Genomic DNA, 14,759 nt, shown 5'->3' with positions numbered 1-14,759 from the left:
ATCATTCTCCTCCGGTGGCAAGCAAGACCCGCAGCCTGTCGTTTTCGGCCTGCAGATCGGCCAGCCGGTCGTGAAGCGGCGCCAACGCCTGTCCGATTTCGGCTTCGGTGAAGCGTGGCGTAATGTGCTGCGGGCAATTCCAGTCGAAGCTTGCGAGGTGGAGCAGCAAGACCCGCTCCGGCTTCGCCTTATAGCCGGGATCAACGACGCGCTCCACCAAAGCGGGATCTGCATCGAGCGCAACCGCCTCGACAAGCGCATAGATTTTGAGCCGCCGCCGGCCGGCATAGTCCATCAGGATCAGCGCCACCCGATCGTTGGCGGCAAGATTGCCGACGCTGATATATTGGCGATTGCCACGATAATCGGCGAATGCCAGCGTGCGATCGTCGATCAGCTTCAGGAAGCCCGCCGGGCCGCCGCGATGCTGAATATAGGGCCAACCGGTTTCGGAGACGGTGGCCATGTAGAAGCTATCGCGCGCGGCGATGAACTGCCCCTCGTTCGTCGTGAACCGATCGAATTCACGGTGCCCTTTGAAGTAGCTCCAGACACTATCGCTGCCCATCGCCGCCTGTGCGGCGCGGACGCCGGGCGTCGCGGCGATATCGAGAAATCCATAACCCATGACCATTCTCCTCTTTGCGCAGACAGGCCGGGACAAACCCCGGCCATCGATTCGGAAGCCGCCCGACGAAGGCATCATGGATAGTTTTGATGATTCGAATAATATGGCTATATTAAAACATATTCTTTCATTTTTTGGAATAAATGATGGACCGCTTCGAAGCCATGAGCCTTTTGCTGCGGGTGGTCGAAAAGGGCAGTTTCTCTGCCGCCGGCCGGGATCTGCGCATCCCGCTACCCACGCTCAGCCGCAAGATCTCCGATCTCGAAACCCTGCTGGGAGCGAAGCTGCTTATCCGCACCACCCGCCGGCTGAGCCTCACCGACGCCGGAATCGCTTATGTTGCAGCGGCAAAGCGCATCCTCGACCAGCTCGAAGACGCCGAGCGCGCCGCAGCCGGCGAATTCGTGACGCCCAAGGGCGAACTGGTGCTGACCGCACCGATCCTGTTCGGCCGCCTGCATGTGCTGCCGGTGGTCACCGATTTTCTGGCGGCGTTCCCGAGCATCCGGCTCATCCTCTCGGATCGCAATGTCGATCTGATCGACGACCATGTCGACATGGCCGTACGGATCGGCGCGCTGCCGGACAGCAGCATGGTCGCGACGGCGATCGGATCGATGCGCACCATTATGTGCGCAAGCCCGCGATTGCTCGCCAGCCATGGCTTGCCGAAAACTCCCGAGGATCTTGCCCGCCTGCCATGCGTGACATTCGATATGCAGGCACCCTCTACATCCTGGCCGATGCGGCACAGCGGATCGTCCGCAAATATGGATGTGCCGATCCGCCCACGCCTGTCGGTAACGACGGCTGAAACCGCCGTCGCTGCGGCCGAGGCGGGCGTGGGGGTGACGCGGGTGCTACATTATCAGGCTGCAGACGCAATCGCGCGCGGAGCGCTCCGGATCATCCTGCCCGAATATGAAAGCGAACCGCTGCCGATCCATCTGCTGCATGCAAGCCGGGGCCTGATGCCGCTCAAGATGCGCAGTTTCCTTGATTTTGCGGCGCCACGGTTGCGGGCCGAACTCGCTTCGCTCGCAGACAGATCACTGCAAAATGCGCGGGAAGCACGGTGATGGTCGCAAGATGGGCAGAGAGCGCCCATGCCTGCCCATCTACCTGCTTCTGTAGCACCCGATTTGCACGGGCCTCAGCTTAGTCTTCCATTCGCCGCTTCAACCAACAGCCGATCGACGACGTGGCGGACACGCGGGCTCAGATGCGCCTGCCGCGGCCAGACCGCATGAACCTCGACCGGTATTGTCGAGACATCGGCGAGAACGGATTCGAGCCTGCCTTGCAAAAGATGCTGCCGGACCATCGATATCGGCACCTGACACAGACCCAGGCCGGCGACTGTCGCATCCACCATGGCTTCGCCGTCGCTCATCTGATGCGTCCGCGGGGGCGTAATCCGTTTCAGCTGGCCATCCTCACCCACCACCCAGGCGAGCGGCGGCCCCTTCGGCGATCCTACGATGCAACGGTGGGCACGCAGATCAGCCGTCGTCTCCGGCCGACCATATTGCGCGAGATAGGATGGCGAGGCGCAGATCACCCGCGCCTGATCGACCAGATGGCGGGCGATCAGATGGTCGCTGTCCTTCAGCGCACCGAATCGGATCGCAAGGTCGACATCCTCTTGCAGAAGATCGCTGGTCGCGTCGGTGAAGGTCAGCGAAAGATCGAGACCGGGGTGGACACGCGCTATGTCGATCAGGATCGGCAGCAGCACGTGGCGGCCAAACACCACCGGCATATCGATCCGCAAACGCCCGCTCAGGACGCGGCCAGCCGATGACAGCGCCGACTGGGCAGCAGTCACTTCGTCGATCGCCGCGGCGCAGGCCGCAAGATAGGCCTCGCCATCGGCCGTCAGGCGGGTCAACCTGGTAGTGCGATGGAAGAGTTTCGTGCCGAGCCTCGCCTCCAGTCGCGCAACCGTCTTGCCGACCGCCGACTTCGTGATGCCCAGCCGCTCAGCAGCGAGCGTGAAGCTGCCTGCTCGCGCCGCCACCACAAAAACGCTCACGCCCGCCAACGAATCCTGTTCGACCATGGTTTCCCTCAGCTCTACCTAGAGTAGCCGAACAGCGGCTTTATCATGCATATTTCTACAGTAAATTGATTGCCGATAAGTCGCGCGGACGCGCCAATGACAAGGATTGAGTCATGCAGGACCAAGTCTACACGCTTTACCATGTCGCGATTGACCCGGCGAAGTTCGACACATTCAAAACACTCATCGAGCAGATCGTCGAAGCGACAAGCAAGGAACCCGATGCATTGACCTACGAATATGTGGTGAATGCCGATCGGACTGCCGTACATATCATCGAGCGCTATCATAGCCGGGGCCTGCTTCCACATGTCGAGAAGACGTTCGCGCCTTTCGCCGAACGCTTCCTGGAACTTGGTACAATTCAGAAGACCTATGTCTATGGCGAGACGACCCCGGAAATTCGGGCGAAGCTCGACACATTCGGCGCCGAATATCTGACCCCATTTGCGGGCTTTTCGCGCTGATTCGGATGCGATGGGTCGCGGCGCCGCGATAATGGCGGAACCCACCGATTGAGGAGAGGCCAGGTGACGAGAGCAACCATGATTCTTGGCCGCATCGCCGCAGGCTTGCTCGCGCTGAGCGGGATGCCGGCGGCGGCGACACAGATATCGGCGCCGGCGGCATGCGCCGCACTTGCCCATGAAGCAATTCCAGATGGGCGCATTCTTTCGAGCGAAGCTGTCGCGGCCGGTACATTCAAGGCGGCGCCGTCGCCCATAGCGCCCGACCTCGGCGAACGCATCGCGACTATGCCCGCATTCTGCCGCGTGCGCGCCGAAGCGATACCGACGCCGGACAGCCGGATTGGCGTTGAAATCTGGCTGCCGCTCCAAAATTGGAATGGGCGACTGCTCGGCACCGGCAATGGTGGCGGCGCGGGTCGGATCGCGTACGAGATGGGCATGGTCGAGGGTCTGAAGCGCGGCTTCGCGGTCGCCAATACCGACATGGGTACTGCGCCCGATATCAATGCTATTATCGGGCACCCCGAGCGCTGGATCGACTTTGGCCACCGCGCCACCCATGAGATGACGCGTATCGCCAAGATGACGGTGCGCACCTTCTACAAGGTCACCGCCTTCCGTTCCTATTTCGAAGGCTGTTCGACGGGTGGCCAGCAGGCGCTCAGCGCCGCGCAGCGCTATCCGAACGATTATGACGGCATTCTCGCCGGCGACCCCGGCAATAATCGCACCCATGTCGCAAGCTATTTTCTCTGGAACTATGCCGCGCTGAACGCCTCGCCGCTTGCGAAGCTGTCGGTCGGCCAATGGTCGACCGTTGCACAAGCCGTGCTCGCGAATTGCGTCGGCAAGGATGGCGGGGCGCCTGGCGACCGGTTCCTGACCGATCCGCGCTTGTGCCGTTTTGATCCGGCGAGCCTGCCCCTGTGCAAGGCCGGAACGACCACGGACGGATGCGTCACGACAGCGCAACTTGCCACGCTTCGCCGGCTCTACGCGGGGCCCGTCAATCCCCGGACGGCCGAGCGCATCTATGCGGGGCTTACGCCGGGGAGCGAAGATCAGCCGCTCGGCCCCCTGCTACAGGGAGATCCCGCAATCTGGCCAGACCAGCAATTCTATCCCTTCAGATGGAGCCTGGGCGCGAACTTTTCGGCCGAAAAATTCGACTTCGATCATGATCTCGATCGGGTCGATGCCCAACTCGCTGGTACGCTGAATGCCAACGCGGCCGACCTGTCCGACTTTGCGGCGCGTGGCGGCAAGCTATTGCTCTACACCGGCCTCGCCGACCCGGCGGTGCCGTTCGCCGAAATCGTGCAACATTATGACCGCGTCGTGGCGAGTGCCGGCGGGCCGGACACGGCCGCGGCATTCGCACGGCTCTTCCTCGTGCCGGGCATGGGCCATTGCATCGGCGGCCCTGGCGTCACCGATATCGGCCAGCCCTTCGCCTCCGACGTGCCGCCGGCTGCGGTGAACGACGCGCTGATGCTGCTGGTGGCGTGGACTGAAAGCGGAACTGCGCCAGACATGGTCGTCGCCCGCAAGCCCGCCGACGATAGCAACCCCGCGCAGGAACGCCCGATCTGCGCCTATCCTGCGCTGCCCGAATATCGCGGCGGCGATGCCACGAAGCGCGCGAATTTCTCCTGCACGGCGCATGCCCGGGGCACCGATCAGCCACCCGCGCCCCGCTACCTCAATTGACCTTCACGGGTTGCCCTATTGCAGAAAATGGAAGGTCGAACATGGAACGGAACGCTGGACAAAACAGTGATGTGAAGCCCTCAAGGCCGGTGGGGACGCCGATCGGGAATGATGGCCGGGCTGCCAACGGCCCGCCCACGATGCCCTTCTGGGAAATGAAGATCGCACCCGACGGGCTTTCCACCATCGCGCAGCGGCAACTGGAAGGCTTCATCCAGCAGAGCGTCAGCGGCGACACCACGCCGATCTGGATGCACCGATTTCCGGGAATCGTAAAAGCCGTCTGGTTCAACATCCTGCCCGTGGGCTGGATCGGCGACTGGCACCCCAGCCCCGCGCTGCAGTGGGTCGTCCCGCTCTCAGGGCGCTGGTTCATCGAGACCCAGGACGGCGTGCGCGTCGAGATGGGTCCGGGTGACATTCACTGGGGCGCTGACAAGGCGGCGGGTATCGTCGACGGCGAAATCGGGCATCGATCGGGCCAATTGGGCGACGTGCCGTGTGTCCAGCTTATGGTCCAGTTTGACGGGACAACCGAGCCCGGCGTCACGGTCTGATCGCAATCGCGCAACGACCTCCGGCAAAGGTTCCCCCCCTGTTCGCCTGCTTTCAGATGCGGGAAAGGGCCGCGCTCGGCAGCTTCTCGCAGCTCTTTCGTTCGACCGCCATCAACATGGCCGGGCGTTTGCCTGCGGCGGTGCCCTATGGCAGCAAGAGACGAACGCACATGGCGAGATCGCATATGACATCGATGAAGCGACCCGAGGATGCGCCGGAGGCGTTCCAATCCGCATGGAACACTCATGATATGGAGGCTTTTGGCGCCCTGTTCCATGACGATGCGACCTTCGTGAATCGGTTCGGCCACTATGTGCGCGGGGTCGGCGAGATCATTGCCCTTCACCGCCCGATCCATGAAACCATCTATCGGGATTCAACCCTCAAAAATGAGCTCATCGATACCGTCCCGATCGGTGATCGAGCAGCGATCATACATTTCTGGAGTCGCCTCATTGCCGGTGCGGCCCATCCGTCCGGCCCGCACGAGGTCGATACGCTGATCCTTGCCGTGCTCACGCAACAAGACGATTTCTGGCAAATTCAGGCCGTTGAAAATGTCACTTTAACAAACCCCCGGACCGGGGAGATCGTTCTGAGAGGGTGAGCGACGCACGGCGAGACTGCGACGCATCAACAATCATTCGCTCCGGTGCGGAACAACGCCTTAGCGGCCGCCCCAGAACCCATTACTTTTTCAATGAATTCTGGAGCGGGCGAAGGGATTCGAACCCTCGACCCCAACCTTGGCAAGGTTGTGCTCTACCCCTGAGCTACGCCCGCTCGGCATCCGACCGGCGGGCATGCCCGCTGTCGAGGCGCGGCTATTAGCGTGAGGGTTCGGGGGTGGCAAGGGGTAAGTGACAATAATCGTGCGGGGCTTGGCAGCGGGTATATTCGCCCCACATAAGGGCCATCAATAGCTAAGGGAGAATCATTGGTGGCGACGTTGGGCATGAGCGCGGCGGATAAGGAAGCGATCGAAGCATTCCGGCGCGATGTGGTCGAACCATCGATGACCTCGCTCGTCATCCTCGATTTCTGGGCCGAATGGTGCGGGCCGTGCAAGGCGCTGTCGCCTTTGCTCGACAAGGTCGCGACCAATTATGCGTCCAAGGGCGTCGTGCTGAAGAAGGTCGACGTCGACAAGAACAAGATGATCGCCGCCCAGTTTCGTGTCCAGTCGATCCCCACCGTCTATGCGATGTTCCAGGGGCAGCTCGTCGCCGATCTCACGCCCGCACGCACCGAGGGGCAGCTCACCCAGATGCTCGACCAGATCCTGCGGCAGTTGCCGATCAAGGGAGCCGAGGGCCAGCAGGCGGAGGATATTGCCCCGATGATCGCGATGGGCGAGGAATCGCTGGAGGCCGGCGATATCGAGCATGCCTTGTCGGTGTTCGAGCAGCTCGCCGAGATCGCCCCGGAAAATAGCGATGTGCTGTCCGGCCATGCGCGAGCATTGGTGCGCGCCGGCCATCTCGATCATGCCGATTCGGTGCTCGCCGGCCTGCCCGCCGAAAAGGAGAAGGATCCGGCCATTGCCCGCGCCCGCGCCGCGATCGCGCTGGCCCGCGAGGCGCAGCCGGTCGACGATCTGACCGGGCTGAAGGCACGTATCGCCGCCAATCCCGATGATCTCGACGCACGCTACGAACTGGCAGGCGGATTGATGGCCGCCAATGATCGCGACGGCGCCGCCGAGACCTTACTCGAAATCATCGCGCGCGATCGCGACTGGAACGAGGGGGCCGCCCGCGCGCGGCTGCTGAAATTGTTCGAGGTGGTGGGGCTCGAGGACGGATGGGTGCGCGATCAGCGGCGCAAGCTTTCCGCGATCCTGTTCACCTGAGCGCGCCGTGACGGTCCGCACCCGCCAGAGGCTGTCGATCTTCCCGCTGACGGGGGCGCTGCTGTTTCCGCGCGGCCATCTGCCGTTGCACATCTTCGAGCCCCGCTACCGCGCGATGATTTCCGATTCGGTCGCGCGTGACCGGCGGATCGCGATGATCCAGCCGCGCGACACGGCCGAGCCACCGGCACTGTTCGACGTTGGTTGCATCGGCCATATTCGCGAGATCGAGCGGCTCGATGACGGCCGCTTCAACCTCGTACTCGAAGGGGTCAGCCGGTTCCGGCTGCTGCGCGAGCTCGATGTCAGCACGCCGTTCCGGCAGGTCGAGGGTGATACAGCCGAATTCGGCGATGCCGAGCCGCAGGATGCGCTTCCCAGCATCGTGCGCGCCGAGATCGAACGCGAAGCCCGGCGCTTTGCCGAATCGCGCGGCATGGCGATCGATTGGACCGCGGTCAGCCGGCTCGATGACGAGACCCTGGTCAACGGTATCGCCCAGGTGGCACCATTCGATGCGGCCGCGAAACAGGCTTTGCTCGAAGCGCTGACTCTGGCCGAACGCGCCGACCTGCTCGCGCAATTCCTGGGATTTTTCCGACGCGGCGATGACGATGCGGCGACGTTGCAATGAGCGCGATCGATCCGGCGTTGATGGCGCTGCTGATTTGCCCGATTACGCGGGGGCCGTTGCTGCACGACGCGCTGACCGATGAACTTGTGTCGGAGCAGGCGAGGCTCGCCTTTCCGATACGGGATGGCGTGCCGGTGATGGTCGTCGAGGCGGCGCGCACTTTCTAATTCCTCCCCGAGATTGTAACCTCGGGAGGAATTTTCAGATCAGATCGACAATCCCTGCAGCAGCTTCGGCAATTTCCCGGTCTCGCCGCGCGCCTCCGCCATGAAGCGCCCCTTGAGCGGGCCCATGCGCTGGACCGCGCCAAGCCCGATCCGGCGGATCGTGCGCGCCGCGCGGCCGGGGACGCCGAACAGGCGGGTCAGGCCGTCGGTCGAAGCCGCGACCATGAAGGTGTCGAGACTGCGCCAGCGCTGGTAGCGCGCGAGCAACTGCGCGTCGCCCGGCTCAAGCCCGAGCCGCATCCCTTCGACCAGCACTTCGGTGAGCGCCGCGACATCGCGATAGCCGAGATTGACTCCCTGCCCCGCGATCGGATGGATGCCATGCGCGGCATCGCCGACCAGCGCCAGCCGTGTATCGGTGATCCGCGCGGCATGGTGGAAGCCGAGCGGGTAACTCGATCGCGGCGAAATCAGCCGGATATCGCCGAGCATCCCGCCCATCCTTCTCTCCGCTTCGGCCTGATAGGCGCGTTCGGGAAGCCCGAGCATGGCCGGCGCATCGGCCGCTGCCACCGTCCACACCAAAGCCGATCGATGCGAACCGTCTTCGCCATCAGGCAACGGCAGCAGCGCGAACGGCCCGGTCGGATAGAAGATCTCATAAGCGATGTTACCGTGCGGTCGACTGTGCACGATCGAGGCGATCATCGCGACATGATCGTAGCTCCACCGTGCGACGGTGATTTTCGCGGCATCGCGGGTTGGGGACTGGCGGCCCTCGGCGCCGACCAGCAACGATCCGTGGAGCGTTTCGCCCGATTCCAGCGTGACGCGAACGCCATCGAGATCGCGTTCAACCGCCGCCGCCCGCGCCGGCATGTGCAGCGTCAAGCCTGGCACGTCCCGGGCCGTCGCCTGCAACGCGAACCGCAGCATCCGGTTTTCGAACATATAGCCCAGCGCGCCATCATCGGCATCGGGTTCGAACATCAGCGCTTCGGGCGAGAGCCCGTCCTGCACCTTGATCGAGCCGATCGGACAGCCCTTGCCCTCAAGATGCCTGGCCACGCCGATCGCCTGCAGCATCTTCCACGGCGCACTGGCCACCGCCGACGCACGCCCGTCAAAGCCCGCCGCAACCGTCTTTGACGGATCGATCGGATCGATGACGGTGACCGAAATATCGTGCCTTGCCAGCGCGATGCCAAGTGTGAGACCGACCAGGCCACCGCCCAGGATGATGACGTCGCTGCGTTCCATGCACGTCCCTTAAGCCCGCGACCCGGCCCCGCCAAGCGCGATCGCTTGACCGCCACGCCAAGGCCTGCGATTCTGGCGCCAAATCGGAACATTTCGGGCCCATGCCACCGGGGGCAGGGCCCGGAGCGACGAACCCGTTCCGGAAGGACAGGGCATGGCAAGTAGCATCGCGGTCGAACAGGGCGGATGGCGCAACACGGTGCGCGGGATCGGCCATCGCGCCGGCGCGATGGCCTGCGGGCTGGCGCTGATCGGCGGCACGATCGCTTATGCGTTCGCGCTGGCCAGCTATCATGTCACCGACCCCGCACTGAATACCGCCGCAGGCGGCCCTGCGCTCAACGTGTTCGGCGATGTCGGCGCATGGATCGCCGATCTGGCGCTCAGCCTGTTCGGCTTGACGGTGGTGCTGATCCTGCCGCTCGGGCTCTTATGGGGTCTCAGATTGTGGCGTGCGGCGCCGATCGGCCGCTGGATCCGCTCGCTGCTGATCGCGACCGGCGCGGCGATCGGCATCGGAATCGGCCTGACCCTGTTCCGTGGCGGATCGATCGCCGGGCTGCCCGCCGGCTTCGGCGGCGGGCTGGGCTTGAGTGGCGCGGCTCTGGTGCAGCTCGGCATCGTTCAGATCGCCGATCCTGCCATCGCCAATGGCGCCCGGCTGGCGGCCGCCATGGCGTTCGGCATCGCCGGCCTGTCGTTGTGGGTCTGGGGTCTCGGCCTGATGGCCGACGAGCGCGACTGGCTGCTACGGCGCGGCGCCTATGCACGGCAGCCATATGACGAGCCGGATGATAGCGGCGAGCATCATGGCGCTCTGGACCGGGCGCCGCTGCCGCCACGGCCACCCCGCTACATGCCGGTCGCCCCCGATTCCGACGCTTCCCCCCCGCCGGTGATCGCCGATCGCAGCAAGCCGGTGGTGACCGGCCCGCGGCCCAATCGCGACCGGCAAAGCTCGCTTCCGCTGGGTGACACCTACAAGCTTCCCGGGATCGATCTGCTGGCCCCGCCCCCGCCTTCGACCGGCCCGGTGATCGACAAGGCCGCGCTCGAACGCAATGCCAGGCTGCTCGAAACCGTGCTCGACGATTTCAACGTCAAGGGCCGCATCGTCGAGATCCGGCCCGGCCCCGTCGTCACCATGTACGAACTGGAGCCGGCATCGGGCGTGAAGGCCAGCCGCGTGACCGCGCTGGCCGACGATATCGCGCGCAACATGTCGGCCCTGTCAGCGCGCATCGCGGTGATCCCCGGCCGCACGGTGATCGGCATAGAATTGCCCAATGCACGCCGCGAATCGGTCGTCCTGTCCGAACTGATCGGCAGCGACGCCTTCGAGGATCAGCCCCCCGGCTCGCTGGCGCTCGTGCTCGGCAAGAATATCGGCGGCGATCCGGTGATCGCCGATCTCGCGCCAATGCCACATCTGCTGGTTGCCGGCACCACCGGATCCGGCAAGTCGGTGGGCCTCAACTGCATGATCGTGTCGCTGCTGTACCGGCTCAATCCGGATCAGTGCCGGATGATCATGATCGATCCCAAGATGCTCGAGCTGAGTTCCTACGAAGGCATCCCGCATCTGCTGGCCGATGTCGTTACCGAGCCGCAGAAGGCGGTACGCGCGCTCAAATGGGCGGTCGAGCAGATGGAGGACCGCTACCGGATGATGGCGTCGGTCGGCGTGCGCGGGCTTGCCAGCTTCAACGAGAAGGTGCGCGGCGCCAAGGCCAAGGGACAACCGCTCGGCCGTCGCGTCCAGACCGGTTACGATGCCGAAAGCGGCAAGCCGATCTACGAGGAAGAAAAACTCGATTACGAGCCGCTGCCGCAGATCGTGGTGATCGTCGACGAATTGGCCGACCTGATGATGACGGCGGGCAAGGAAGTCGAATTCCTGATCCAGCGGCTCGCACAAAAGGCGCGCGCGGCCGGCATCCACCTGATCATGGCGACGCAGCGCCCCTCGGTCGACGTCATCACCGGCGTGATCAAGGCGAACCTGCCGACCCGGATCAGCTTCAACGTCACCAGCAAGATCGATTCGCGCACGATCCTGGGTGAGCAGGGTGCCGAACAATTGCTGGGCAAGGGCGACATGCTCTACATGCCAGGCGGCAAGCAGATCGCCCGCGTCCATGGGCCGTTCGTGTCCGACGACGAAGTCCGCGCCGTCGTCGAGCATTGGCGTGCGCAGGGCACACCCGATTACATCAAGGCGGTCACCGAAGAGCCCGAGGATGGCGGCTTCGCGCTCGAAGGCGGCCCGTCCGGCCCCGACGATCCCGAGACCCAGGCCTATCGCAAGGCGATCCAGCTGGTGGTCGAAAATGGCAAGGCATCGACGAGCTGGCTCCAGCGGCAATTGCGCGTCGGTTACAACAATGCCGCGCGGCTGATCGAGCGGATGGAGAAGGCGGGTGTGATCAGCGCGCCCGATCATGTCGGCCGGCGCGAAGTGCTGATCGAGATCGTCGATCTGCCGCGGTTTTTGGATTGATTCATTTGGCCGTCATCCCGGCGAAAGCCGGGACCCATAGGCGCAACGATGCCGGATATATCCTGCCGCTCAGCATTTTCACCTCTTGGCCAAAGCCTATGGGTCCCGGCTTTCGCCGGGATGACGAAAATAAGAAGGACGACGAATGACCAAACCGCGGATGCTCCTCGGCCTCTCCCTATTGGCAGCCACCACCGCCCTCCCCGCCCAAACCCCGCCGATGACGCCCGACATCCCGAAGAGCTTCGAAGCGGTCACGCCCGACGCGGACTATATCCGCCGCGAGGTGATGATCCCGATGCGCGACGGAGCGAAGATGTTCGCGGTGATCGTGATGAAAAAGGGCACCAAAGACGCCCCGATCCTGCTGACGCGCACGCCCTATAATGCCGCCAAGACGACGTCGCGCAACCCGAGCCAGTCGATCACCGAGATCCTGCCGATCTCCGACGCGGTGTTCGTGAATGGCAGCTATATCCGGGTTTATGAAGACGTGCGCGGGCGCAACAAGTCCGAAGGCGACTATGTGATGAACCGGCCGCTGCGCGGTCCGCTCAACGCCAGCAAGGTCGATCATGCGACCGACGCTTATGATACGATCGACTGGCTCATAAAGCATGTTCCCGAAACGAACGGCCGGGTGGGAATGACCGGATCCTCTTATCCGGGCTTCACCACGCTGATGGCCACGATCGATCCACATCCCGCGCTGAAGGCGGTGGTGCCGATGAGTCCGATGGTCGATGGCTGGCGGGGTGACGACTGGTTCCACAACGGCGCCTTCCGCCAGAACGCCTTCGACTATTTCACAGGACAGATGGGTCAGAAGGGCGACGGCGACGATGTCGCATCGGGCACGGGCGACAATTACACGACCTTCCTGAATGCGGGATCGGCCGGCGATTATGTCCGCAAATATGGCCTCGCCACCCTGCCCGCCACGCGAAAACTGCTCGAGCACCCGGGCTATGATACCTATTGGCAGGAACAGGCGGTCGACAAATTGCTCGGCGCGCGGCCGCTGACCGTGCCGATGATGCTGGTCGTCGGTCAATGGGACCAGGAGGACAGCTATGGTGCGCCGGCGGTCTATCGCGCACTCGAATCGAAGGATGTGGGTGGCGACAAGCTGCACCTCGTGATCGGCCCCTGGCGCCACAGCGGCGTCAATTATGACGGATCGACCCTGGGGCCGCTCAGCTTCACCGGCGACACGGCGTTGCAGTTCCGCCGCGACGTAATGAAGCCGTTCCTCGACCATTATCTAAAATCCGATGCGCCCGCCGCCGCGACCCCGCCGGTGCTGACATACGAAACCGGGGTCAATCGCTGGCAGGAAAGCAAGAGCTGGCCGGCCGGAACTTTGACCCCGCTCTATCTGCAGCCGGGCTTTGCGGCCGGCTTCGACAAACCCGCCGGGCCCGTCGCGCATGACGATTATGTCTCCGATCCGGCGAAACCGATCCCATTCCTGCCGCGCCCGATCCGCTGGGATCAGGCCGATGTGTGGAAACCATGGCTGGTAAGCGACCAGCGCTTCGCCGCCGATCGGCCCGATGTGCTGACATATGTCACCCCGCCGCTGACGCAGGCTGTCCACATCATGGGATCGCCGATGGTTGACCTGTTCGCCGCGACCAGCGGCACCGACAGCGACTGGGTGGTCAAGCTGATCGACGTCTATCCGGAGGAGATGTCATCGAACCCGAAGCTGGCAGGCTATCAGCTCGGCATCGGCATGGACATTTTTCGCGGTCGCTACGTTCATGGCTTCGACAAGCCGGAACCGCTCATAGCCGGCAAGACCGAGGAATATCGATTCGCCTTGCCCGCCGTGAACCACGCCTTCCTGCCCGGTCACCGGATCATGGTGCAGATTCAGTCGAGCTGGTACCCGCTCTATGATCGCAATCCGCAGACCTATGTGCCGAACATCTTCTTCGCGAAACCCGGCGATTATCGCAAGGCGACGCAGAGCGTGTTTACCGGGGGCGCAATGGCGAGTGCGGTCTTGCTGCCGGTGGTTGGAGATTGACGGGAAATTCCTCCCCGTTCCGGGGAGGAATTTTTGGCCTTCATGCCCAATTCACAGGCCCGAGCGTAGCGAAGCCAAAACCCAACCCAGGACATCCATGCGTTTCATCATTCCTGCCATCGTCGCCGCCATCGCAGCCCCCGCAGCTTCAGAGGCGCCGCTCGCCCAGATCACGGCGCATCTGCGCGGCATCTCGACCATGACCGCCGATTTCGTGCAGACCGATCGCAACGGGAAGGCCGTGCGCGGCACGATCAGCCTGCGCCAGCCCGGCAAGATTCGATTCGAATATGAAAAGGGGGTCCCCCTGCTGATCGTCGGCGATGGCAACTCGCTGACGATGATCGATTATTCGGTGCGCCAGGTGTCGCGCTGGCCGGTCGGCGGTTCGCCGCTGTCGGTGCTGATCGATCCGTCGAAGGATATCGGCAAGGTTGCCCATGTCGTGCCGACCGCAATACCCGGCCTTTTGATGCTGGAAGCCCGCGATCCCAAACATCCCGAATTCGGGACGATCAGCATCGCCTTCGCGAGGGGCGCCGGCCCGGCGGGGCTTACCCTGGCGGGCTGGACCGTGCTCGACGCACAGAATGGCAGATCCTCGGTCCGGCTATCGAATCAGCGATATGGCGGGCCGATTTCCGATCAAGCGTTCCGGTGGAACGATCCACGGCCAAAAGGCCCGCAAAAGTAATGATGCCGTTCATGAAGCCGACAGGAATAGGAGCGTAGATACATCCTCAGCGGTCGCGAAACGCACACCCCGGGGTTCCCCCCTGTTACCCGGGCAAATCAATCGCTTCCGCTTCCTGCGTGACGAACGCTAGGTCGGCCCTCGCTCCTTGCCCCCGGAGCGGGGGCCATTCCTTTTCTGGCCCCC

The 14,759-nt window shown here is 63.5% G+C and carries 14 protein-coding genes and 1 tRNA gene; 11 read left to right on the top strand and 4 right to left on the bottom strand.

Annotated features, from left to right (window positions below; all coding sequences use genetic code 11):
- Position 1 precedes the first annotated feature (1 nt).
- The gene (locus BLS13_RS08265) at positions 2–628 is read right to left on the bottom strand and encodes a pyridoxamine 5'-phosphate oxidase family protein (RefSeq protein ID WP_093451263.1); all 627 of its coding nucleotides are present in this window, start codon (positions 626–628) and stop codon (positions 2–4) included.
- Between the two features lie 146 nt (positions 629–774).
- Here BLS13_RS08265 and BLS13_RS08260 point away from each other — a divergent pair, with 146 nt between their 5' ends.
- Positions 775–1,710: a LysR family transcriptional regulator gene (locus BLS13_RS08260; protein ID WP_093451376.1), complete on the top strand. Its 936-nt coding sequence runs from the start codon at positions 775–777 to the stop codon at positions 1,708–1,710.
- A gap of 74 nt (positions 1,711–1,784) precedes the next feature.
- On the opposite strand, the gene BLS13_RS08255 is transcribed toward BLS13_RS08260, so the two are convergent.
- Positions 1,785–2,693: a LysR family transcriptional regulator gene (locus BLS13_RS08255; protein ID WP_093451262.1), complete on the bottom strand. Its 909-nt coding sequence runs from the start codon at positions 2,691–2,693 to the stop codon at positions 1,785–1,787.
- Positions 2,694–2,806: 113 nt separating this feature from the next.
- On the opposite strand from BLS13_RS08255, the gene BLS13_RS08250 reads away from it, so the two are divergent.
- The 4 genes from BLS13_RS08250 (at position 2,807) to BLS13_RS08235 (ending at position 6,038) form a co-directional block, all read left to right on the top strand.
- Positions 2,807–3,160, top strand: a complete 354-nt coding sequence (locus BLS13_RS08250; RefSeq protein WP_093451260.1) for a putative quinol monooxygenase — start codon at positions 2,807–2,809, stop codon at positions 3,158–3,160.
- 63 nt (positions 3,161–3,223) lie between these two features.
- Positions 3,224–4,873 (top strand): tannase/feruloyl esterase family alpha/beta hydrolase, encoded by a 1,650-nt coding sequence (locus BLS13_RS08245; RefSeq protein ID WP_218123251.1) that lies wholly within the window; start codon positions 3,224–3,226, stop codon positions 4,871–4,873.
- Positions 4,874–5,028: 155 nt separating this feature from the next.
- Positions 5,029–5,430, top strand: a complete 402-nt coding sequence (locus BLS13_RS08240) for a cupin domain-containing protein (RefSeq protein ID WP_218123250.1) — start codon at positions 5,029–5,031, stop codon at positions 5,428–5,430.
- A gap of 56 nt (positions 5,431–5,486) precedes the next feature.
- A complete protein-coding gene (locus BLS13_RS08235) occupies positions 5,487–6,038 on the top strand; it encodes an SgcJ/EcaC family oxidoreductase (RefSeq protein WP_256325763.1) in 552 nt (183 codons plus the stop codon).
- A gap of 101 nt (positions 6,039–6,139) precedes the next feature.
- Here the strand turns inward: BLS13_RS08235 and BLS13_RS08230 are convergent.
- Positions 6,140–6,214, bottom strand: a tRNA-Gly gene (locus BLS13_RS08230).
- A gap of 172 nt (positions 6,215–6,386) precedes the next feature.
- Between BLS13_RS08230 and BLS13_RS08225 the strand changes: the two genes are divergently transcribed.
- From BLS13_RS08225 to BLS13_RS08215, 3 genes are read left to right on the top strand one after another with little or no spacing between them, the layout of a single operon-like run.
- The gene (locus BLS13_RS08225; RefSeq protein WP_093451257.1) at positions 6,387–7,283 is read left to right on the top strand and encodes a tetratricopeptide repeat protein; all 897 of its coding nucleotides are present in this window, start codon (positions 6,387–6,389) and stop codon (positions 7,281–7,283) included.
- Between the two features lie 7 nt (positions 7,284–7,290).
- Positions 7,291–7,917, top strand: a complete 627-nt coding sequence (locus BLS13_RS08220) for an LON peptidase substrate-binding domain-containing protein (protein ID WP_093451256.1) — start codon at positions 7,291–7,293, stop codon at positions 7,915–7,917.
- Positions 7,914–8,084 (top strand): Trm112 family protein, encoded by a 171-nt coding sequence (locus tag BLS13_RS08215; protein ID WP_093451254.1) that lies wholly within the window; start codon positions 7,914–7,916, stop codon positions 8,082–8,084. The genes BLS13_RS08220 and BLS13_RS08215 overlap by 4 nt, the downstream gene beginning before the upstream one ends.
- Positions 8,085–8,123: 39 nt before the next feature.
- Here BLS13_RS08215 and BLS13_RS08210 read toward each other — a convergent pair whose 3' ends face one another.
- Positions 8,124–9,344 (bottom strand): UbiH/UbiF/VisC/COQ6 family ubiquinone biosynthesis hydroxylase, encoded by a 1,221-nt coding sequence (locus tag BLS13_RS08210; protein WP_093451252.1) that lies wholly within the window; start codon positions 9,342–9,344, stop codon positions 8,124–8,126.
- Between the two features lie 154 nt (positions 9,345–9,498).
- On the opposite strand from BLS13_RS08210, the gene BLS13_RS08205 reads away from it, so the two are divergent.
- From BLS13_RS08205 to BLS13_RS08195, 3 genes are all read left to right on the top strand, one after another.
- A complete protein-coding gene (locus tag BLS13_RS08205; protein ID WP_093451250.1) occupies positions 9,499–11,844 on the top strand; it encodes an FtsK/SpoIIIE family DNA translocase in 2,346 nt (781 codons plus the stop codon).
- Between the two features lie 145 nt (positions 11,845–11,989).
- Entirely contained in the window at positions 11,990–13,879 is a 1,890-nt protein-coding gene (locus BLS13_RS08200) for a CocE/NonD family hydrolase (protein ID WP_093451249.1), read from the top strand.
- A 97-nt stretch (positions 13,880–13,976) separates the two neighbouring features.
- Positions 13,977–14,573: a LolA family protein gene (locus tag BLS13_RS08195; RefSeq protein ID WP_093451247.1), complete on the top strand. Its 597-nt coding sequence runs from the start codon at positions 13,977–13,979 to the stop codon at positions 14,571–14,573.
- Positions 14,574–14,759 lie beyond the last annotated feature (186 nt).

Origin of the sequence: Sphingomonas sp. YR710 (genome assembly GCF_900101455.1) — a bacterium.
GTDB lineage: Bacteria > Pseudomonadota > Alphaproteobacteria > Sphingomonadales > Sphingomonadaceae > Rhizorhabdus.
The sequence above is the reverse complement of the archived record's forward strand: the minus strand, read 5'-3'. Positions and strand labels throughout refer to the sequence as shown.

Coding starts and splice junctions, on each gene's coding strand:
- BLS13_RS08265 (WP_093451263.1), bottom strand. CDS start 628: ATGGGTTATGGATTTCTCGATATCGCCGCGACGCCCGGCGTCCGCGCC.
- BLS13_RS08260 (WP_093451376.1), top strand. CDS start 775: ATGGACCGCTTCGAAGCCATGAGCCTTTTGCTGCGGGTGGTCGAAAAG.
- BLS13_RS08255 (WP_093451262.1), bottom strand. CDS start 2,693: ATGGTCGAACAGGATTCGTTGGCGGGCGTGAGCGTTTTTGTGGTGGCG.
- BLS13_RS08250 (WP_093451260.1), top strand. CDS start 2,807: ATGCAGGACCAAGTCTACACGCTTTACCATGTCGCGATTGACCCGGCG.
- BLS13_RS08240 (WP_218123250.1), top strand. CDS start 5,029: ATGAAGATCGCACCCGACGGGCTTTCCACCATCGCGCAGCGGCAACTG.
- BLS13_RS08235 (WP_256325763.1), top strand. CDS start 5,487: ATGCGGGAAAGGGCCGCGCTCGGCAGCTTCTCGCAGCTCTTTCGTTCG.
- BLS13_RS08225 (WP_093451257.1), top strand. CDS start 6,387: ATGAGCGCGGCGGATAAGGAAGCGATCGAAGCATTCCGGCGCGATGTG.
- BLS13_RS08215 (WP_093451254.1), top strand. CDS start 7,914: ATGAGCGCGATCGATCCGGCGTTGATGGCGCTGCTGATTTGCCCGATT.
- BLS13_RS08210 (WP_093451252.1), bottom strand. CDS start 9,344: ATGGAACGCAGCGACGTCATCATCCTGGGCGGTGGCCTGGTCGGTCTC.
- BLS13_RS08205 (WP_093451250.1), top strand. CDS start 9,499: ATGGCAAGTAGCATCGCGGTCGAACAGGGCGGATGGCGCAACACGGTG.
- BLS13_RS08200 (WP_093451249.1), top strand. CDS start 11,990: ATGACCAAACCGCGGATGCTCCTCGGCCTCTCCCTATTGGCAGCCACC.
- BLS13_RS08195 (WP_093451247.1), top strand. CDS start 13,977: ATGCGTTTCATCATTCCTGCCATCGTCGCCGCCATCGCAGCCCCCGCA.